The organism is Deinococcus koreensis (genome assembly GCF_002901445.1).
Lineage (GTDB): Bacteria > Deinococcota > Deinococci > Deinococcales > Deinococcaceae > Deinococcus > Deinococcus koreensis.
Genome location: NZ_PPPD01000001.1, coordinates 3,372,671 through 3,388,917 on the forward strand (window position 1 = coordinate 3,372,671; position 16,247 = coordinate 3,388,917).

23 protein-coding genes are annotated in these 16,247 nt (G+C 68.7%); 14 read left to right on the forward strand and 9 right to left on the reverse strand.

Annotated features, from left to right (window positions below):
• Window positions 1-14: 14 nt before the first annotated feature.
• The gene (locus CVO96_RS15850) at window positions 15-776 is read left to right on the forward strand and encodes an ABC transporter ATP-binding protein (protein ID WP_103313061.1); all 762 of its coding nucleotides are present in this window, start codon (window positions 15-17) and stop codon (window positions 774-776) included.
• Window positions 777-821: 45 nt separating this feature from the next.
• Here the strand turns inward: CVO96_RS15850 and CVO96_RS15855 are convergent, their stop codons facing one another.
• On the reverse strand, window positions 822-1,559 hold the full coding sequence (locus tag CVO96_RS15855; RefSeq protein ID WP_243398406.1) for an MBL fold metallo-hydrolase: 738 nt from the start codon (window positions 1,557-1,559) through the stop codon (window positions 822-824).
• The gene (locus tag CVO96_RS15860) at window positions 1,556-1,900 is read right to left on the reverse strand and encodes a YrdB family protein (RefSeq protein WP_133161808.1); all 345 of its coding nucleotides are present in this window, start codon (window positions 1,898-1,900) and stop codon (window positions 1,556-1,558) included. The genes CVO96_RS15855 and CVO96_RS15860 overlap by 4 nt, the downstream gene beginning before the upstream one ends.
• A gap of 53 nt (window positions 1,901-1,953) precedes the next feature.
• Between CVO96_RS15860 and CVO96_RS15865 the strand changes: the two genes are divergently transcribed.
• The 3 genes from CVO96_RS15865 to CVO96_RS15875 all read left to right on the forward strand — a co-directional run bounded on the left by CVO96_RS15865 (window position 1,954) and on the right by CVO96_RS15875 (window position 4,284).
• Window positions 1,954-2,547, forward strand: a complete 594-nt coding sequence (locus tag CVO96_RS15865; RefSeq protein ID WP_103313063.1) for a TetR/AcrR family transcriptional regulator — start codon at window positions 1,954-1,956, stop codon at window positions 2,545-2,547.
• A 31-nt stretch (window positions 2,548-2,578) separates the two neighbouring features.
• The gene (gene ispG, locus CVO96_RS15870; protein ID WP_103313064.1) at window positions 2,579-3,805 is read left to right on the forward strand and encodes a flavodoxin-dependent (E)-4-hydroxy-3-methylbut-2-enyl-diphosphate synthase; all 1,227 of its coding nucleotides are present in this window, start codon (window positions 2,579-2,581) and stop codon (window positions 3,803-3,805) included.
• Between the two features lie 77 nt (window positions 3,806-3,882).
• Window positions 3,883-4,284, forward strand: coding sequence for a DUF4259 domain-containing protein (locus CVO96_RS15875; protein WP_103313065.1), 402 nt, complete (start codon window positions 3,883-3,885; stop codon window positions 4,282-4,284).
• 122 nt (window positions 4,285-4,406) lie between these two features.
• On the opposite strand, the gene CVO96_RS15880 is transcribed toward CVO96_RS15875, so the two are convergent.
• The 4 genes from CVO96_RS15880 to CVO96_RS15895 form a co-directional block, all read right to left on the reverse strand.
• Window positions 4,407-4,916 carry an EXPERA domain-containing protein gene (locus tag CVO96_RS15880; protein WP_103313066.1) on the reverse strand — a complete coding sequence of 170 codons (510 nt, stop codon included), beginning with the start codon at window positions 4,914-4,916 and terminating at the stop codon, window positions 4,407-4,409.
• A gap of 125 nt (window positions 4,917-5,041) precedes the next feature.
• The gene (locus tag CVO96_RS15885; protein WP_103313067.1) at window positions 5,042-5,278 is read right to left on the reverse strand and encodes a DUF7669 domain-containing protein; all 237 of its coding nucleotides are present in this window, start codon (window positions 5,276-5,278) and stop codon (window positions 5,042-5,044) included.
• Window positions 5,279-5,461: 183 nt separating this feature from the next.
• A complete protein-coding gene (locus CVO96_RS15890; protein ID WP_165795327.1) occupies window positions 5,462-5,884 on the reverse strand; it encodes a hypothetical protein in 423 nt (140 codons plus the stop codon).
• 41 nt (window positions 5,885-5,925) lie between these two features.
• Window positions 5,926-6,777 (reverse strand): M55 family metallopeptidase, encoded by an 852-nt coding sequence (locus CVO96_RS15895; RefSeq protein WP_103313068.1) that lies wholly within the window; start codon window positions 6,775-6,777, stop codon window positions 5,926-5,928.
• Window positions 6,778-6,895: 118 nt separating this feature from the next.
• Between CVO96_RS15895 and map the strand changes: the two genes are divergently transcribed.
• Together map and CVO96_RS15905 are read left to right on the forward strand one after the other, a co-directional pair.
• The gene (map, locus tag CVO96_RS15900; protein WP_165795328.1) at window positions 6,896-7,657 is read left to right on the forward strand and encodes a type I methionyl aminopeptidase; all 762 of its coding nucleotides are present in this window, start codon (window positions 6,896-6,898) and stop codon (window positions 7,655-7,657) included.
• Entirely contained in the window at window positions 7,654-8,313 is a 660-nt protein-coding gene (locus tag CVO96_RS15905; RefSeq protein ID WP_103313070.1) for a pentapeptide repeat-containing protein, read from the forward strand. The genes map and CVO96_RS15905 overlap by 4 nt, the downstream gene beginning before the upstream one ends.
• Here the strand turns inward: CVO96_RS15905 and CVO96_RS15910 are convergent.
• Window positions 8,310-8,843 carry a hypothetical protein gene (locus CVO96_RS15910; protein ID WP_103313071.1) on the reverse strand — a complete coding sequence of 178 codons (534 nt, stop codon included), beginning with the start codon at window positions 8,841-8,843 and terminating at the stop codon, window positions 8,310-8,312. The genes CVO96_RS15905 and CVO96_RS15910 overlap by 4 nt on opposite strands.
• A gap of 66 nt (window positions 8,844-8,909) precedes the next feature.
• Between CVO96_RS15910 and CVO96_RS15915 the strand changes: the two genes are divergently transcribed.
• The 7 genes from CVO96_RS15915 to CVO96_RS15945 all read left to right on the forward strand — a co-directional run bounded on the left by CVO96_RS15915 (window position 8,910) and on the right by CVO96_RS15945 (window position 14,892).
• Window positions 8,910-10,151: an ABC transporter ATP-binding protein gene (locus CVO96_RS15915; protein WP_243398407.1), complete on the forward strand. Its 1,242-nt coding sequence runs from the start codon at window positions 8,910-8,912 to the stop codon at window positions 10,149-10,151.
• Window positions 10,152-10,242: 91 nt separating this feature from the next.
• Window positions 10,243-11,070 carry an ABC transporter permease gene (locus CVO96_RS15920; RefSeq protein WP_165795329.1) on the forward strand — a complete coding sequence of 276 codons (828 nt, stop codon included), beginning with the start codon at window positions 10,243-10,245 and terminating at the stop codon, window positions 11,068-11,070.
• Window positions 11,071-11,167: 97 nt separating this feature from the next.
• Window positions 11,168-11,980 (forward strand): ABC transporter permease, encoded by an 813-nt coding sequence (locus tag CVO96_RS15925; RefSeq protein ID WP_103313072.1) that lies wholly within the window; start codon window positions 11,168-11,170, stop codon window positions 11,978-11,980.
• Window positions 11,977-13,074 (forward strand): polyamine ABC transporter substrate-binding protein, encoded by a 1,098-nt coding sequence (locus tag CVO96_RS15930; protein ID WP_103313073.1) that lies wholly within the window; start codon window positions 11,977-11,979, stop codon window positions 13,072-13,074. The genes CVO96_RS15925 and CVO96_RS15930 overlap by 4 nt, the downstream gene beginning before the upstream one ends.
• On the forward strand, window positions 13,074-13,664 hold the full coding sequence (locus CVO96_RS15935) for a hypothetical protein (RefSeq protein ID WP_103313074.1): 591 nt from the start codon (window positions 13,074-13,076) through the stop codon (window positions 13,662-13,664). Before CVO96_RS15930 ends, CVO96_RS15935 begins: the two co-directional genes overlap by 1 nt.
• 90 nt (window positions 13,665-13,754) lie before the next feature.
• Window positions 13,755-14,099 carry a stage V sporulation protein S gene (locus CVO96_RS15940; RefSeq protein ID WP_103313566.1) on the forward strand — a complete coding sequence of 115 codons (345 nt, stop codon included), beginning with the start codon at window positions 13,755-13,757 and terminating at the stop codon, window positions 14,097-14,099.
• A gap of 109 nt (window positions 14,100-14,208) precedes the next feature.
• The gene (locus tag CVO96_RS15945; protein ID WP_103313075.1) at window positions 14,209-14,892 is read left to right on the forward strand and encodes a zinc metallopeptidase; all 684 of its coding nucleotides are present in this window, start codon (window positions 14,209-14,211) and stop codon (window positions 14,890-14,892) included.
• 334 nt (window positions 14,893-15,226) lie between these two features.
• Here the strand turns inward: CVO96_RS15945 and CVO96_RS15950 are convergent, their stop codons facing one another.
• Together CVO96_RS15950 and CVO96_RS15955 are read right to left on the reverse strand one after the other, a co-directional pair.
• Window positions 15,227-15,580 (reverse strand): metal-sulfur cluster assembly factor, encoded by a 354-nt coding sequence (locus CVO96_RS15950; RefSeq protein ID WP_103313076.1) that lies wholly within the window; start codon window positions 15,578-15,580, stop codon window positions 15,227-15,229.
• A complete protein-coding gene (locus CVO96_RS15955; protein WP_103313077.1) occupies window positions 15,580-15,894 on the reverse strand; it encodes a rhodanese-like domain-containing protein in 315 nt (104 codons plus the stop codon). The genes CVO96_RS15950 and CVO96_RS15955 overlap by 1 nt, the downstream gene beginning before the upstream one ends.
• 60 nt (window positions 15,895-15,954) lie before the next feature.
• On the opposite strand from CVO96_RS15955, the gene CVO96_RS15960 reads away from it, so the two are divergent.
• Complete coding sequence (locus CVO96_RS15960; protein ID WP_103313078.1) at window positions 15,955-16,236, forward strand: rhodanese-like domain-containing protein; 282 nt, start codon at window positions 15,955-15,957, stop codon at window positions 16,234-16,236.
• The last annotated feature ends 11 nt before the right edge of the window (window positions 16,237-16,247 follow it).

Consider the following 16,247-nt stretch of genomic DNA (forward strand, 5'->3'; position numbering starts at 1 on the left):
TCTGGCGGCCGCCCATGACCTCCCACACTCCCCAACCCCCCACCCGCCCCGCCTTCACCCCCGGCGAGCGCGTGCTGGACGTGCAGGGGCTCGAAGTCGCCTATGGCGAGGTGCAGGTCGTGTTCGGCGTGTCGCTGCACGTCGACAAGGGCGAACTCGTCGGGCTGGTGGGCGGCAACGGCTCGGGCAAGAGCACCATCCTCCGGGTCGTGTCTGGAATGCTGAAAGCTCGCGGAGGTACAGCCACCTACCGGGGTCAGAATCTCAACGGCGTGCCGCCCCACCGGATCACCGAGATGCGCGTGGCGCACGTGCCCATGGGCCGGCAGCTCTTCGGCCAGATGACCGTCGAGGAAAACCTGCTGATGGGCGCCTACCTGCCCCGCACCAAGGCGAACCGTGCCGTCAACCTGCAGAAGGTCTACGACTTCTTCCCGCGCCTGACCGAGAAACGGGCCTCGCCCGCCGCCGCCCTGTCGGGGGGCGAGCAGCAGATGGTCGCCATCGGCCGCGCGCTGATGAGCGAGCCCGAGGTGCTGCTGATGGACGAGCCCAGCCTGGGCCTCGCGCCCCTGGTGGTGGCCGAGGTCATGCGCGTGATCGGCTCGCTGCGAGAGCTGGGCCTGACCGTGCTGCTGGTCGAGCAGAACGTCCGGCAGGTGCTGAAGGTCACGGACCGGACATACGTGCTCGAACTCGGCAAGCTGGTCAAGGAAGGCCCCAGCCGGGAGCTGATGGGCAACCCGGACATCATCAAGGCGTATCTGGGGGTGTGATCGGCAGGGGAAGAGGCGTCCGGGTGCTGGTCTGGACGCCCCCTTCTACTTTCTGGAGGCCGTGACGATCTGTTTCGCTCCCACCGCGCCCCCGGTGGTCATCCCGGTCAGCCGGCCGACCAGGGCCGAGACGCGCCGCGTCAGGGCGGACGGCTCGCGCCCGGCCTCCGCTTCCTCCACGGCGCGGCGCATGGCGGGCAGCGGATCGGGAATGATGGGGCCATGCCCAGGCGCCAGGAAGCGGGCGGGCACGTCCAGCAGGGCGCGGGCGCTGCGCGTGGTCTGGGCGGGGTCGTGCGTGCCCAGGGTGGGCAGGGGGAACAGCGCGTTCAGCACACTCGCCACATGCAGCCCCGGCACGTTCACGAAGGTGTCTCCGGCATAGAGCGTGCCATCCCGCTCGTCGAGGTAGGCGACGTGGCCCGGCGAGTGTCCGGGCGTCTCGATGACGCTCAGCGAGCCCACGCGGTCGCCCGCCCTGAGCAGTCGGTCGGGAGCCGTCTTGCTTCCTCGCTCGGCCAGCAGGGCCACGTCACCTTCGCCCACCAGCACCTCCAGCCCGGGCAGGGCCGCCTTCAGCGCGTCCACTGCGCCGATGTGGTCGTCGTGGGCGTGGGTCAGGGCGATGCGCCGCAGCGGGCGGCCACTCTGCCTGATGGTCGAGACGACGAACCGTTCCAGGCCGGGCAGGCCGGCGTCGATCAGGGTGAAGCCGTCGTCCTCGGGGATCAGGTAGGAGTTCACGAGTCCGAACTGGGCGTGGCGCAGGGGCGGGCGGGTCATCGGGTACCTCCCAGGGTGATGCCGAGCAGGGCGAGGGCGAAGTAGGCAGCGGCGGTCAGGGGGCCGGTGACGGCAGTCAGGGCGAGGGCGCAGACGGCGAATACCGCCAGCTTAGCCAGCGGCCACGCCAGGCCCGTCACAGGGCGGGTGGCCCGCGGCGACAGAAAGCGGGCCCAGAGCACGGACACCGCCAATGGCGGCAGGAGAACCCCGGCCCATCCGAACCGTTGCCAGCCCCAGGCCATCAGCGCGCCCAGGCCGACCATCTCCAGTCCCAGCGCCAGGCCATCCGCCCAGGAGAGGTGTGGCTGCTGCAGCGAATGAACACTGTTCGCTTTCATGGTGAACACTGTACTTCTTCCTTCAAGGGCTGTCAAGACGTACACTGTTCGCTATGCCCTACCCGACCAAGCTCACCCCGGACGCGATTCTCGACGCCGCCTGGGCGCTGCTGGGCAACGGAGGCCCCGAAGCGCTGAGCATGAGGCCCCTCGCCGACGCCCTCGGGGTGCGTCCCGGCAGCCTCTACCGGCATATCGAGAGCCGCGACGCCCTGATCCGGACGCTGGCCGAGCGCTCGGCCCTGGCCCTGCAGGCCGAGCTTCTGGCGGCGGCGTCCGGACACCCATCCCGCGACGCCCTTCAGGCCGCCTCGCTGGCCTACCTGCACTATGCCCGCTCCCAGCCCCACGCCTACGGCCTGCTGCTGAACCCGGATCACCAGACCGGGCAGGCGGGCATCCAGACCCCGCCGGGCAAGGCGCTGTGGAACACCCTGCTGGCTCTGGTCGGTGCGCTCAGCGGCGACCCAGACGACACGAACCACGCAGTCGCCCTCTGGACGTTCCTGCACGGCGCCTCGGCCCTGGAGCGGGCGGGCATCTACGGGGCCAGTGGCCCGCGCGGCGGGCTGGACGTGGGGCTGGTCGCGCTGCTTGATCACATGGAGGCCGCCGCACAGCAGACCGCCCGTAACCGCCCTTCCTGACCCACTGGCCCGGCCCGCGTAGACTTGGGCCATGACCCGCCGCCAGACCGTCACCGTGAACGTGGGGGGCGTCCCCGTGGGGAGTGCCCATCCCATCGTCGTGCAGTCCATGACGAACACCGACACCGCGAACGCCGAGGCCACCGCCATCCAGGTCGCGCAGCTGGCCCGCGCGGGCAGCGAGATCGTGCGCGTGACCGTGAACACCCGCGAGGCTGCCGCCGCCGTTCCCGAGGTCATTGCCCGGCTGGAGGAGGTCGGGCTGAAGGTGCCCATCGTGGGGGACTTCCACTACAACGGCCACATCCTGCTGCGCGAGTTCCCCGAGACCGCCCGCCTGCTCGCCAAATACCGCATCAACCCCGGCAACGTGGGCGCCGGACAGCACCACGACGCGAACTTCGCCACCATGATCGAGGTCGCCAGGGAGTACGACAAGCCCGTGCGGATCGGCGTGAACTGGGGCAGCCTCGATCAGCAGGTGCTGGCCCGCCTGATGGACGAGAACACGGCCGCCGGCAGCCCGAAAAGCGGCACCGACGTGATGATCGACGCGATGGTCGCCAGCGCCCTGGAGAGCGCCCACTACGCCGAGGAGCTGGGGCTCGCCCACGACAAAATTCTGATCTCGGTGAAGGTCAGTTCCGCGCCCGAACTGTGGCAGGTCTACCGCCAGCTCGCGCCCCTGTGCGACTACCCGCTGCACCTGGGCCTGACCGAGGCCGGCATGGGCATGAAGGGCATCGTGGCATCGTCGGTGGCCCTGGCGCCGCTGCTCATGGAAGGCATCGGCGACACCATCCGCGTGTCGCTGACGCCGGAGCCGGGCGCGAGCCGCAAACTGGAGGTCGAGGTCGCCCAGCAGATGCTCCAGAGCCTGGGCCTGCGCCAGTTTCTGCCCCAGGTCACCAGTTGCCCCGGCTGCGGGCGCACCACGTCGCAGTTCTTTCAGGAACTGGCACAGAAGATCCAGGACTATATCCGCGACACCATGCCCGACTGGAAGCAGAAGTATCCCGGCGTGGAGGACATGCAGGTGGCCGTCATGGGCTGCATCGTGAACGGCCCCGGCGAGAGCAAGCACGCCAACATCGGCATCTCGCTGCCCGGCACGGGCGAAGACCCACGCGCTCCCGTGTATCAGGACGGCAAACTGCTCACCACCCTCCGGGGCCCCCGGATCGCCGAGGAGTTTCAGGCGCTGATGGAGAAGTACGTGGAGCAGACGTACGGAACGGGAGAGAAGGCTCCGGTCTGATGTTTCTTGGCCGTGCCTGCCGATGGCTAGGCGCAAGGTAAAGGGCAAACCAACGCGCAGACCGTTACCCTGGGGGCATGGGTACCTGGGGCACCGGCAGTTTCGAGAACGACAGCGCCGCCGACTTCATCAAGGAAGTCGTCGAGGACGGCGCGGTAGCACTCCGGGAGGCGCTGGAGATCGTCCTCGACCCGGAGCTGGACGACGTGGAGGCCGAGGAAGGCGCGCGGGCCATCGCCGCCGCCGAGATCGTCGCCGCCGCGCTGTCGGGCGACATGAAGTACATCTCGGACGACGATCTGCAGAGCTGGATCGAGGAGCGGGACGCCAGCGAACTCACCGGGCACCGCGAACTGGCGCTGGAAGCCGTGGAGCGGGTGATCGGCCCCGCCAGCGAACTGCCGGAGCTGTGGGAGGAGTCCGACGATCAGGCGGGCTGGCTGGCCGAGGTGCAGCGCCTGCGCTCAGCGCTGGTCTGAGGACGGGCCCCGGCGCCTGAGCTGGGGCGAACCCAGGGACTGACCGGCATATGGAGCGGCCTCCGCCGAGAGTACGGGTGTGCCCTCCACCCTTGCGCGGTGAACCGGAGCCGCCGGGTCTCTCAGCGCAGGCCCCAGCGCCGGGGAAAGACCACCGGCCGGCTCATGCGCCAGATCAGGTACAGCGGCACGAGCACCCACGGCGCGTTCAGCGCCAGCACCAGCGCGGGCTGCGGCGTGCGGTGGAGGCCCTGCAGCTCCTCGAACAGGATGCAGTTGACGTTGGCGAGCAGCATCCCCGCGTACACCAGGCTCGGCACCCGGATCCACTCGGCCTGCCGCACGAAGGCCACGATCGCGGCCACGTAGAAGGGGCCGAACAGCAGGTTGTCCATCCAGATGGTCGCCCGCCAGAACGGGGGCCGCGCCATCAGCAGCGGGTCGGCCGCCCGCCCGTACCAGTGGATCAGCTCGACCAGCGGAGCGGGGGGCCAGAGCGGGGGCTGAAAGCGCTCGGGATCGGCGATGACCAGCTGTTCGAGATCCACCACATAGGTGATGAAGCCCAGGTTCAGCACGAAGAACAGCAACAGCACGACATCGGTGGGCCGGGTGCGGAGCATCGCCGTCATGGAATCACTGTAAAGGAAAGAACTCCTATTGTGACCCGTATCGCAATACGCGCCAGCCCTGCTCAGGCGTCAGAACCTGCCTGGGCCAAGCCGCCCCGTTGCGACTTTTTCCATCCCACCGAGCGCTACAGCAGGCGGAAGCGGCCGCGCTCGACGCGTTCCAGATCGTGGTACCGGGCGGCGGTGCTGCCGGTGGCGTTGCGGCACATCTCGCTGGAGACGTGGCGGCGGATGGTGGTGTCCAGATGGGTGGTGCCCCGCGCCCGCAACGCCGCGACGACGTCCTGCGTGGCGAAGGTGCCATCGGCGCTCTGCTGGCTCAGGATGCGGGCCACCGCGAGAATGTCTTTCCGGCACGTCATGGATCTATTCTGGCCTACCCGGCCCCACTTTGTCTGTCAGTCGAGGTCTGATCTGCGCCCCGTGGCAGGTCGAGCCCCTCAGCAGGGCTTCAGGAGAGCCAGCACAGCCACCCTGAGTCCACCGCCGAACCCTTCCGAGGGGCCACGAACAGAGTGCCTGCACAGCAGCAGTTCAGACGCGCTTCAAAAGCGCAGTTCCAGCCCCACACCGGCGCCGAAACGCCCCGCGCTGCTGCCCCGCACGAAGGCGCGCCAGCCGGCCGAGCCGATCAGCGGGCCGCGCAGGCCGCCCTCGCCGTACAGGGCGAAGGAGTTGCTGTATTCGGCGCCAATGGTGGCAAAGGCGTCCACCCGCGTGATGGGCAGGTTCAGGTCGCGCAGCGTGGCCCCCACGGCGTAGCGGTTGCTGGCGCCGTTGCCCCAGCCCCGTTCGGCCGTGCCCTCGACCCCCACTGCGCCGATCACGGGAATCCGCAGCAGCGACAGCCCGGCGTGCACCCCGAAGCCGGAGGTGCTGGCGTTGGCGCCGACCCAGGTCACGGCGCCGGCAGACGTGGCAGCGGCCAGAGACAGCGCCCCAGCCAGAGCAATGCGTTGAATTCGCATGCCGCACCTTACCCAGCCGTCATGAGAGGAGATGTGAGTGCTTAGCCGTCCAGGCGCACCTCGGCCACCTTGGCGAGCATCCGGAAGGTCTGGAAGAGGTGATAGGCGTCGGGGCTCTCCCAGCCCACCGTCACCGCGCCCTGGCGGGTGATGCCGGGCACGCGCTCAGCGGCGTCGGCGCGGGCCTGATGGTTGAACGACAGCTGGCAGGCGGCGGGCCAGTGGGTGGTGTAGGGGGTGGCCCGCCCGGCCGCACGGACGGCCTGCTCGGCGCGCTCGCGGATGCGGCGCTGGGCCTCGCGCGGGTGCAGGTGCACGGCGGCGAAACTGCTCAGTCCCTCCTTCACGGCCACCGTGACCACGCCTTCGCCCAGTTCGGCCCTGATCTCGGCCATCGCCACGTCGTCCCCGCAGGCGAAGACCACCGGCACGCCGTAGTGACCAGCCAGCAGGGCGTTCAGGCCGTACTCGCCGGTCGAGAGTCCATTGATCCGCACGTCGCGGACAAAGCCGTTCCAGGTGTGGGCCAGCGGCCCACGTACGGAGCCGGCGCGGGCGTGGTAGCCCACGAACAGCAGGGCGCCCACGCCGCTTTCCTGCACGCCCTGCACCATGCTCAGCGGCTTGTCGTTGCCGCTGGTGAAGCGCACGCCGTCCGGCAGCAGCTCCGGGATCAGGTTGCGCATGGTGTCGTGACTGTCGTTGACCAGTACGTCCGTGGCGCCGCCCGCCAGGGCGCCCTCGGCCGCCGCCGCCGCTTCAAGGGTCATGCGCTCGCGGGCGCGTGCGTACTCGCCAGCATTCACCAGTCCGCCGAACTCGGGGGGGCTGACCTGTACCCACGAACTGACCCCGCACACGCCTTCCATATCCACGCTGATGACGACTCTCATGCCTGCAGCGTAGCCCCTGCCCGGTGACGCTGCAGAGTCAGGCTGCAGAGGCTCGCTGCGCGGCCATGCTGGCACACGTTCCCATGCGCCGGGGCCGGGCATGTTAGCCTCGTTCGTTATGAGCCGCGTCGCCCTGAAATCCGCCCGTGAAATCGAGATCATGCGCCGCGCCGGGGCGCTCGTCGCCCAGACCTTCCGCGTGCTCGAACCCTCCGTGAAGCCCGGCGTGACCCTGAGGGAACTCGACCGGCTGGCCGAGGAGCACATCCGGAAAGCCGGCGCGACCCCAGCCTACCTGGGCTACGGCCCCAAGTCGTCCCCGTTTCCCGGCACCATCTGCGCGTCGGTGAACGACGTCATCTGCCACGGCATTCCCGACGGCCGCGAGCTGAAAGAGGGCGACATCATCGGAGTGGATATCGGCGTGCTGCTGGACGGCTATTACGGCGACGCCTGCTACACATACACGGTCGGGACGGTGAGCGAGAAGGTGCAGCGGCTGGTGGACACCACGCGCGAGGCGCTGAACGCTGGACTGGACGTGGTGCGGCCCGGCGCGCGGCTGGGCGACATCGGCCACGCCATCCAGACCCTGGCCGAGGGGCGCGGCTACTCGGTGGTGCAGGAATACACCGGCCACGGCATCGGCAGACGGCTGCACGAGGAACCGACCGTCTACCACCGCGGCGTGCGCTACACCGGCATGAAGCTGGAACCGGGGATGGTCTTCACCGTCGAGCCCATGATCAACCTGGGCCGCCCCGAGACGCGCCTGCTGCCCGACAAATGGACGGTCGTCACGGCCGACAAGTCGCCCAGTGCGCAGTTCGAGCACACGGTCGTGGTCACGAATAAGGGACACGACATCCTGACGCTGTGACGGCTTTGGTCAAGGCTCCTCAGCCGCCGAAGTACCCGAAAGGAGGTCTGCGGCCCCTGCTGCCTGCAGAACTGGAGGATGAGAGCGTTTTTCGCGGCCGGCTGATCGAGGGTGGGTCGCTGGACGCCGGGACGCTTCAGGGCGTGTCCTTCGAGGGTTGCCTGTTCCGCGAGGTCGATCTGTCGGGCACGCACTGGAACCTCGTCCGGCTGGCCGACGTGTGCCTGGAGGGCTGCGACCTGAGTGGGGCACACTGGAAGGAGGCCTCGCTGGAGCGTGCGCAGATCAGCGACTGCCGCCTGATGGGAATGCACCTGCCTGGGGCTAGGCTCAGGCACGTCCGGCTGATACGGGTGGCGGCGCCCCTGTCGCTCTGGTTGGGTGCTGAGGCGAAGCACCTGTGGCTCGAAGACTGCGATCTGACCGAAGCCGTGTTCATGGACGCGGCGCTGGCGGGAGCGGTCTTTCGACGCTGCCGACTGAGCGGAACCGACTTTCACGGCGCGGGGCTGGACGGCGCTGACCTGCGCTCCTCCGACCTGGCGGGCGTGCGGCTGGGCCTGCGGGAACTGGCCGGCGTGACCGTCGAACCGCTGCACCTGCTGAACCTGGCCCACTTGCTGGGTGTGCGGGTCGAGGAACTGGACGCCTTCTAGGCCCGCATCTTCTCGCGCAGCCCCTCGCCCTTGCTGAAGCGGTCGCGCAGGAAGTGGCCCTGGGTGAGCAGGCGCCGGGTCGCGCCCTGATCGGCGGCCAGCACGTCCTCCACCCCCCGGCTGATCTGTTCCAGCTGCTCCTGCAGCAGCGTTTCGGGAGGCTGGCCCCGCTCCGTCAACGCCTGCCGCGCCCCTGGGGTCAGGTTCAGGTAGGCGCGCAGGGTGGCCGGCAGGTACTCCAGCCGGGCCTGCCGGATCACGAACTGGGCCGGGGCGTCCAGCCGGTCGTAGGGCGCGTCCTGCAGGCGGCAGAGCAGGGCCAGGGCGTAGAGGCGCTGGGGTTCGGGCAGCCGCAGCGCCAGGGCCGGGGTGTCGTCCAGGGCAGGGTCGGGCACAGGGTCAGCTCTGCTCTCTGACCGTGCCTCCCCTCGCAGCCGCTCCATCTGGTGACGGTGGATCATCTCGCGGCGGATCAGCGGAAAGCCGAACACGGAGGCGAAAAAGAACAGGGGAACGAGGATGTCTTCCACGGGTGAACCTCCGGTGGGGGAAAGCGGGCGGCGGGCGGTCTGCGGCCCACCGTAGCCTGCCCGGAGGTGAGGACACGTCCCCCCAAAGGCGGAGGGCGGCCCCTGCTCACTCCTCCGGTCTCCTACAATTGCCCTCATGCGGCACAGACCTCGGGCGGGAGCGCAGCCATCAGCGGCGTAGCATTCAAGGGCAAGCGCGTCCGGGAACTCTCGGCCGACGCGGCGGTCAGCGTGGTGGACGTCTTCAAGAGCTACCCGGCGGCGGGCGGCGGCCAGACCCCGGTGCTGGACGATATCGACCTCGACATCCGCCAGGGCGAGTTCTTCAGCCTGCTTGGGCCGTCGGGCTGCGGCAAGACCACGCTGCTGCGAATCCTGGCCGGCTTCGAGCAGCCCGACGCCGGGGCCGTGATCATCGGCGGGCGTGACATGACGGGCGTACCGCCGCACCTGCGGAACGTGAACACGGTGTTCCAGAGCTATGCCCTGTTCCCGCACCTGAACGTGCAGGAGAACGTGGCCTTCGGCCTGCGGATGAAGGGTGTGCCCGCCGCCGCCCAGCGCGAGCGGGTGGGCCGCGCCCTGGAGAGCGTGCGGATCGCTGAGTTTGCCCGCCGCCGCCCCGATCAGCTCTCGGGCGGACAGCGGCAGCGGGTGGCGCTGGCCCGCGCCATCGTCAACGAGCCCCAGGTACTGCTGCTCGACGAGCCGCTCTCGGCGCTGGATCTCAAGCTCCGCAAGGAACTGCAGGTGGAGCTCTCGAACCTGCAGGAGACCCTGGGCATTACGTTCGTGTTCGTGACCCACGATCAGGAGGAGGCGCTGGTCATGAGCGACCGCATCGCCGTGATGAACCGGGGCCGGGTCGAGCAGCTCGGTCGCGCCGAGGAGCTGTATGAGCGGCCCCGCACCGCCTTCGTGGCGAACTTCCTGGGCTCGTCGAACCTCATTCCCGGCACCGTGCGGGAGCTGGACGCCACCGGCGCCACCGTGCAGACCGTCCACGGCCCCCTGCGTACCACCCACGCGCGGGGGCTGACGCTCGGCCAGGACGTGACCCTGAGCGTGCGTCCCGAGAAACTGCGCATGGAGCGCGACGACGAGACCGAGGGCAACGAGATCCGCGCAAGGGTGGACGACATCGTGTACACCGGCGCCGAGAACCAGTACCTGCTGGAAGCCGGCGGCCAGCGCCTGGTGGTCTTCCAGCTCAACTCCGACATCGGCGCCGACGAGGACTTCGACTACGAGGAAGAGGTGGCCCTGTACCTGCCACCGGACAACCTGATCGTGCTGGAGGAAACGTGAAGTCGATGGTTGATCGTCGATGGATGATGGAGAACAGAGGGTTTCACCATCATCCATCACCCATCACCCATTACCGCGCCGGAGGCGCCCCATGCTGACCCTGCGCCGCTTCCTGGGCACGCTGGGGCCGGGGACGCTGTGGCTCGTGGCGTTCCTGGTGCTGCCGACGCTGGTCATGCTGGGCTACTCGTTCCTGACCCGCACCGATCTGGCGCAGGTCGGGCGGCCCTGGACGCTGGAGGGCTGGCAGCGGGTCTTCGGCTACGACGCCCTGTTCCAGGAGTGGGTGGGCGACAACCTGCGGGTGCTGTGGCGCTCGCTGTGGGTGGCGGGCCTGAGCACCCTGCTGTGCGTGCTGATGGGCTACCCGCTGGCCTTCTACATCGCCCGCCAGGACGCGCGGCGCAAGAACCTGCTGCTGCTGCTCCTGATCATCCCGTTCTGGACGAACTTCCTGATCCGCGTCTACGCCTGGATCCTGATCCTGCGCCCCTTCGACCTGGTGCCCAGCCTGAGCGCGACCTTCCTGGGGATGGTCTACGCCTTCCTGCCCTTTTTTGTACTGCCGGTCTATTCCTCCGTGGAGAAGGTGGACTGGCGGCTGCTGGAGGCCGCGCAGGATCTGGGCGCCTCGCCCGTGCGCGCCTTCCTGGCGGGCGTGTTCCCCCAGACCCTGCCGGGGCTGGTGGCGGGCATCATCCTGACCTTCATTCCGGCGCTGGGCACCTTCGTGGTGAGCGACATCCTGGGCGGCGCGAAGACGGCCCTGGTGGGCAACCTGATCCAGAACCAGTTCGGGCAGGCCGGCGACTGGCCCTACGGCAGCGCCCTGAGCTTCCTGCTGATGGGGGCCGTGCTGATCGGCCTGTGGCTCTACGCCCGCACGGCCGGGCAGAAGGGCCTGGAGGAACTGGTATGAGGGGCGCTGAAGCGCCGCAGATGGCAGATGGCAGAGGGCAGATGGCGAAAAGCCTTGAGCTTTCGGCCATCTGCCCTCTGCGCCCCGAAGGGGCCCCATGACCCGCCGCACCCACCCCGCCCTGAGCGTCTGGGCCTGGCTGGTGTACGCCTTCCTGTACCTGCCGATCCTGGTCGTGATCGTGTTCTCGTTCAACGATTCGCGCTTCGGGGCGACGTGGGCGGGGTTCACGACCAAATGGTATGGGGTGCTGTTCGCCCGCGCCGACGTGCGCGAGGCGGTGGTCAACACGCTGAGCATCGCCGTGCTCAGTACGCTCGTCAGCACGGTGCTGGGCACGCTGGTCGGCCTGGGCCTGTGGCGCTACTCCTTCAAGTTCCGCACGGGCCTGAGCTTCCTGCTGGTGCTGCCCATCGTGGTGCCCGACGTGGTGATGGGCGTGAGCCTGCTGATGTTCTATTCCTTCGTGCGCCTGGGGCTGGAGAGGGCGGGCTGGACCTTCGACAACGGCTTCTGGACGGTGCTGCTGGCGCATATCACCTTCCAGATCTCCTACGTGGCCCTGACCGTGCGCTCGCGCCTGGCCGGCTATGGCCGCGAGCTGGAGGAGGCGGCCCGCGACCTGGGCGCCAGCAGCCTGAAGTCGTTCCTGTACGTGGTGCTGCCGCTGGCGACGCCGGGGGTGCTGGCGGGCGCGCTGTTGGCCTTCACGCTCTCGCTGGACGACTTCGTGGTCACGTACTTCACCTCCGGCTCGGGCTTCCGCACGCTGCCGGTGCTGATCTACACCAATGTCAAGCGCGGCGTGACCCCCGACATCAACGCCCTGAGCGCCCTGCTGGTGCTCGTCACCGTGGTGGCGATCATCGCCGCGAACGCCCTGCTGCGCCCGCGCCGGAGCCGGGCATGAAGCGGGGGGCGCTATTGGGGCTGCTCCTCCTGACCGCCTGCTACCGGGTCGAGAAGCCCGTGCCAGCGGAGGCGGCTAGCGCCAACCCGGCGCCGGTGGCCCGTGGCGACGGCAAAACCCTGCGGGTGTTCATCTGGTCGGAATACATCGACCCGGAGATCGTCGCGGCCTTCGAGAAGGAGAACGGCGTGCGGGTGATCCTCGATACCTACGAGAGCAACGAGGCCATGCTCGCCAAATTGCAGGGGGGCGGCGCGCAGTACGACCTCGCCGTGCCCAGCAACTACGTGGTGCAGACGATGGCCCGCGCCGGCCTGCTGCAACCGCTGGACAAATCGAGGCTGCCCAACCTGAAGAACGTCGGCACCGGCTTCCTGAGCGCGGGCTACGATCCCGGCAACCGCTACTCCGTGCCCTACCAGTACGCCGCCACCGGGCTGGCCTTCAACAAGAGTCGGTACACGCCCCCACGCGTCTCATGGGAACTGATCTTCGGCCCCCAGGACACCCTGCGCTTCATCCTGCTCGACGACCCGCGCGAGGTGGTCGGCGCCGCCCTGAAGTACCTGGGCTTCAGCGCCAACACCACCGACGTTTCTCAGCTCCGCGCCGCCCGCGACCTGCTGCGCCGCACGGTGGCCAAGCGCGGTTTCCAGGGCTTCGACGGCGGCCCAGGCACCCGCAACAAGCTGCTGGCCCGGCAGATCGACCTCGGCCAGATCTACGTGGGCGACCTGCTGATCGCCACGGAGGAAGATGAGAACGTGCAGGTGGCGCTGCCGCAGGAGGGCACGACCATCTCGATGGACACCCTGGTGGTGCTCCGGCGCAGCCCGAACCCCGAACTGGCCCACCGCTTCATCGACTATGTGCTGCGGCCCGAGGTCGGCGCCGCCATCAGCAACTACACCTACTACGCCACGCCGAACGCCGCCGCCCAGGAGCTGCTCGACGACTTCCTGAAGGAGGTGCCGGCCCTGAACCCGCCCGCCGAGTGGCTGAAAAACGGCAAGCTGGACTTCATCGACGAGCTTCCCGCCGGGCGCCCGCAGCGTCTCTACGACCGCATCTGGACGGAACTCAAGAGCCGCTGATGCCCCCTGACTCGGGCGATCCGGGCTGGCGCAACGAGGGTGTGGCCCACGACACCGAGGACAGGGCCTACTGGTACGGCCTGGGCTGCCGCGAGGAGGCCGACTTCTGCGCCGGGCTGGCCCATCTGGCCGGATTACAGGTACGGGTAAACCCCGCGAAAGCCCGGAACCCCAAGGTCATCGACCTGATCCGCACCCGCCCGGACGGCCGCGAGGGCTACGCCGACCTGAAGACCCAGCGCACCCCCTTCTTCACCGCCCGCCGCTACGGTCACGACCCGGCCCTGACCGTGACCTTCAATCTCAAGGATCTGCGCCACTACGAGCGTCTCTACCCGCAGGCCGACATCATCTACCACGTCTGCTGGACTCAGACCGAGCTGAGGCTGCGCGGAGGCCGCGAGGTGCTGCGGGTGCCCGTGGTCGAGGGCGTGTGGCTGACGAGCGTGCCGCAGATCCGCGCCCTCGTCGACGCCGGCCGGGCGCCCGTCCACGCCTACCAGCACCGGGTCGATGATGACCAGGGCAACGCCCGCGACAGCTACCTGCTCGCGCTGGGCGGCATGGAGGAGCTTCTGCGGCTCCACTGACCATGGCCTCTCCCGGCCGGATGCCTTCCCGTTTCTCCCGCCACTGGGGGAATTGCGAGTTTTTGCACATCTTCTTAGACTGTGCTCATCGTGACCTCCCCGTCGTCTACCCCCACCGAAACCCTGCGCGTGTCCGGCACCTCCCGGCCCAACGCCATCGCGGGGGCCATCGCGGCCCTGCTCCGTTCCCAGGGGCAGGTCGATATCCAGGCGATCGGCCCGGCGGCCGTCAACCAGACCGTCAAGGCCCTGGCGATCGCCCGGGGCTACCTGGTGGGCGACCACCTCGACCTCTACGCCCAGCCGGAGTTCGTGAAGCTGGATGTGCAGCAGGAAGAGCGCACCGCCGTGAGGTTCCGCGTGCATTCGGTCAGGCTGCCGGGGGCAGAGGCCCAGACCGCCGCGCTGCGAACCGGACAGGTCAAGACCGGCTGAACAGCCTCCTCAGCGCTCCTCATGGAATTTGAGTCCGAGGCGCTAAGATATTGATGGTGGGCGCCCCCGCTGGCCCCGCCCGTCTCTGGCCCCCGGAGGAGCTTCTGACATGATTTTAGGCCCTTACACCTTTCTGATCCTCGCCGTCTTCATCGCGTCCATGCTGATCCAGGGTTATCTGAGCAGCACCTACCGCAAGTGGGGGCAGGTTCGCAACGCCCGCAGCCTGACCGGCGCCGACGTGGCCCGCATGATGCTCGACGAGAACGGCCTGGGGCACATTCCCGTGAACGCCGTGCCCGGCAACCTGACCGACCACTACGACCCCATCCGCAAGACGGTGAACCTCAGCGAGAGCGTGTACGGCGTGCCCTCGGTGGGCGCGATGGCGGTGGCGGCCCATGAGGTCGGCCACGCCCTGCAGGACAAGGTGCGGATGCCCGCGCTGGTGCTGCGCGGTCAGATGGCCGTGCCCCTGAGCCTGGGCATGAACCTGGCGCCGCTGCTGCTGATGGTGGGCATCGTTCTGCAGATCAGCGGGCTGCTGTGGCTGGGCGCCGTGCTCTTCGGCTTGGCGCTGCTCTTCCACCTCGTCACCCTGCCGGTCGAGTTCGACGCCAGCCGCCGCGCCCTGGCCTACCTGAACAGCCGGGGCCTAAGCGGCAGCGACCAGGGCGTGAACGGCGCCCGCTCGGTGCTGACCGCCGCCGCCCTGACCTACGTGGCCGGCTTCGCGATGGCCCTGGCGCAGTTCCTGAACATCCTGAGCATCGCCCGCAGCAGCGACGATTGAGCCCTCAGCCGTTCAGCAGTGAGGCGGCCCCAGCTGGAGGCCGCCTTTCTCCTTGCTGGGACGAGGGAGCCGGTGGCGGTGGGTTCAGGCGTGCGGCGCCCTGACGTTCATCAAGGCGCGTGCCGTCAAGCCCGCCTCCGACATCGGGGGCAGTTCCAGCCTCCAGCACGAAGGCGATCCGAGCCCTCGCACGGCTCCGATTCACAGCGGTTCACACATCTGACACCCGTCAGACAGGGACGGAAGAGGCGGCTGCGACCGTTTCAGGAATCATCGCCATCAAACGTGAAAGGGGGCGACCTCCTGAGAGACCGCCCCTTTTCGATTCACTGCTTCAGACGTTGAAGCCGAACATCCGCATCTGGCGTTTGCCGTCCTCGGTCATCTTGTCCGGGCCCCAGGGCGGCGTCCAGACGAACTCCACGTTCACGTCGGTCACGCCGTCGAGGCGGCCCACGGCCATCTCGGCGTCGGCGCGGATCAGATCCTGCACCGGGCAGCCCACCGAGGTCAGGGTCATGGTGATGTCCACGGCGCCGCTGGGAGCCACGTCCACTCCGTAGATCAGGCCCAGGTCGACCACGTTCACGGGAATCTCGGGGTCTTTCACGATCTTCAGGGCTTCGAGCACCTGCGCCTCACTCGGCAGGCCGGCGGGCGTTTCGGTGGTGGGGGTCTGGTCTTCCATCAGGACTGCTCCTTGACGCTGGGCAGGCCGGCCTCGACCCAGGCCAGGGTGCCGCCCGTGAGGTTGGCGACCTGGGAATAGCCGTTCTGCATGAGGTATTCGCCCGCCCGGGCGCTGCGGGCGCCGCTGCGGCAGATCATGACCAGTTCGCGGTCTTTCGGGAGCTCGGCCACGCGGGACTCGAACTCGCTGAGCGGCATCAGCAGCGCGCCCTCGGCGTGCACCTCCTGGTATTCGTTAGGCTCGCGGACATCCACGAGCAGAGCGCCCGACTGCACGCGGCGCTGGCCTTCCTGCGGGGTGACATCTTCCATGAAGGTCAGGATACCCGAGTGCCCCGCCCGGAATGTGCGTCCCGGACTTATGCTGCGCCCATGACCCTGCCCGGCGCCGTTACCCTGATCGACCTGCGCCCCCCGGAGCTGCGCTTTCAGGAGCCGCTGGAACGCCTGACCCGCCTGCCCATCCGCACCCTCACCCTGGCGCAGATCGAGGAGGGCACGCACGGCCTGCAGCCGGCAGACGGCCCGCTGGTGGTGATCTGCGAACGCGGCGTGCGCTCCGGACTGGCCGCCCGCTTCCTGCGCGCCGACGGTCTGGACGCCACGGCCTACCCCGGCGGGGTGCCCGCATTGAAACGCGAAGCGGCGACCTGAGGGCACGCGGC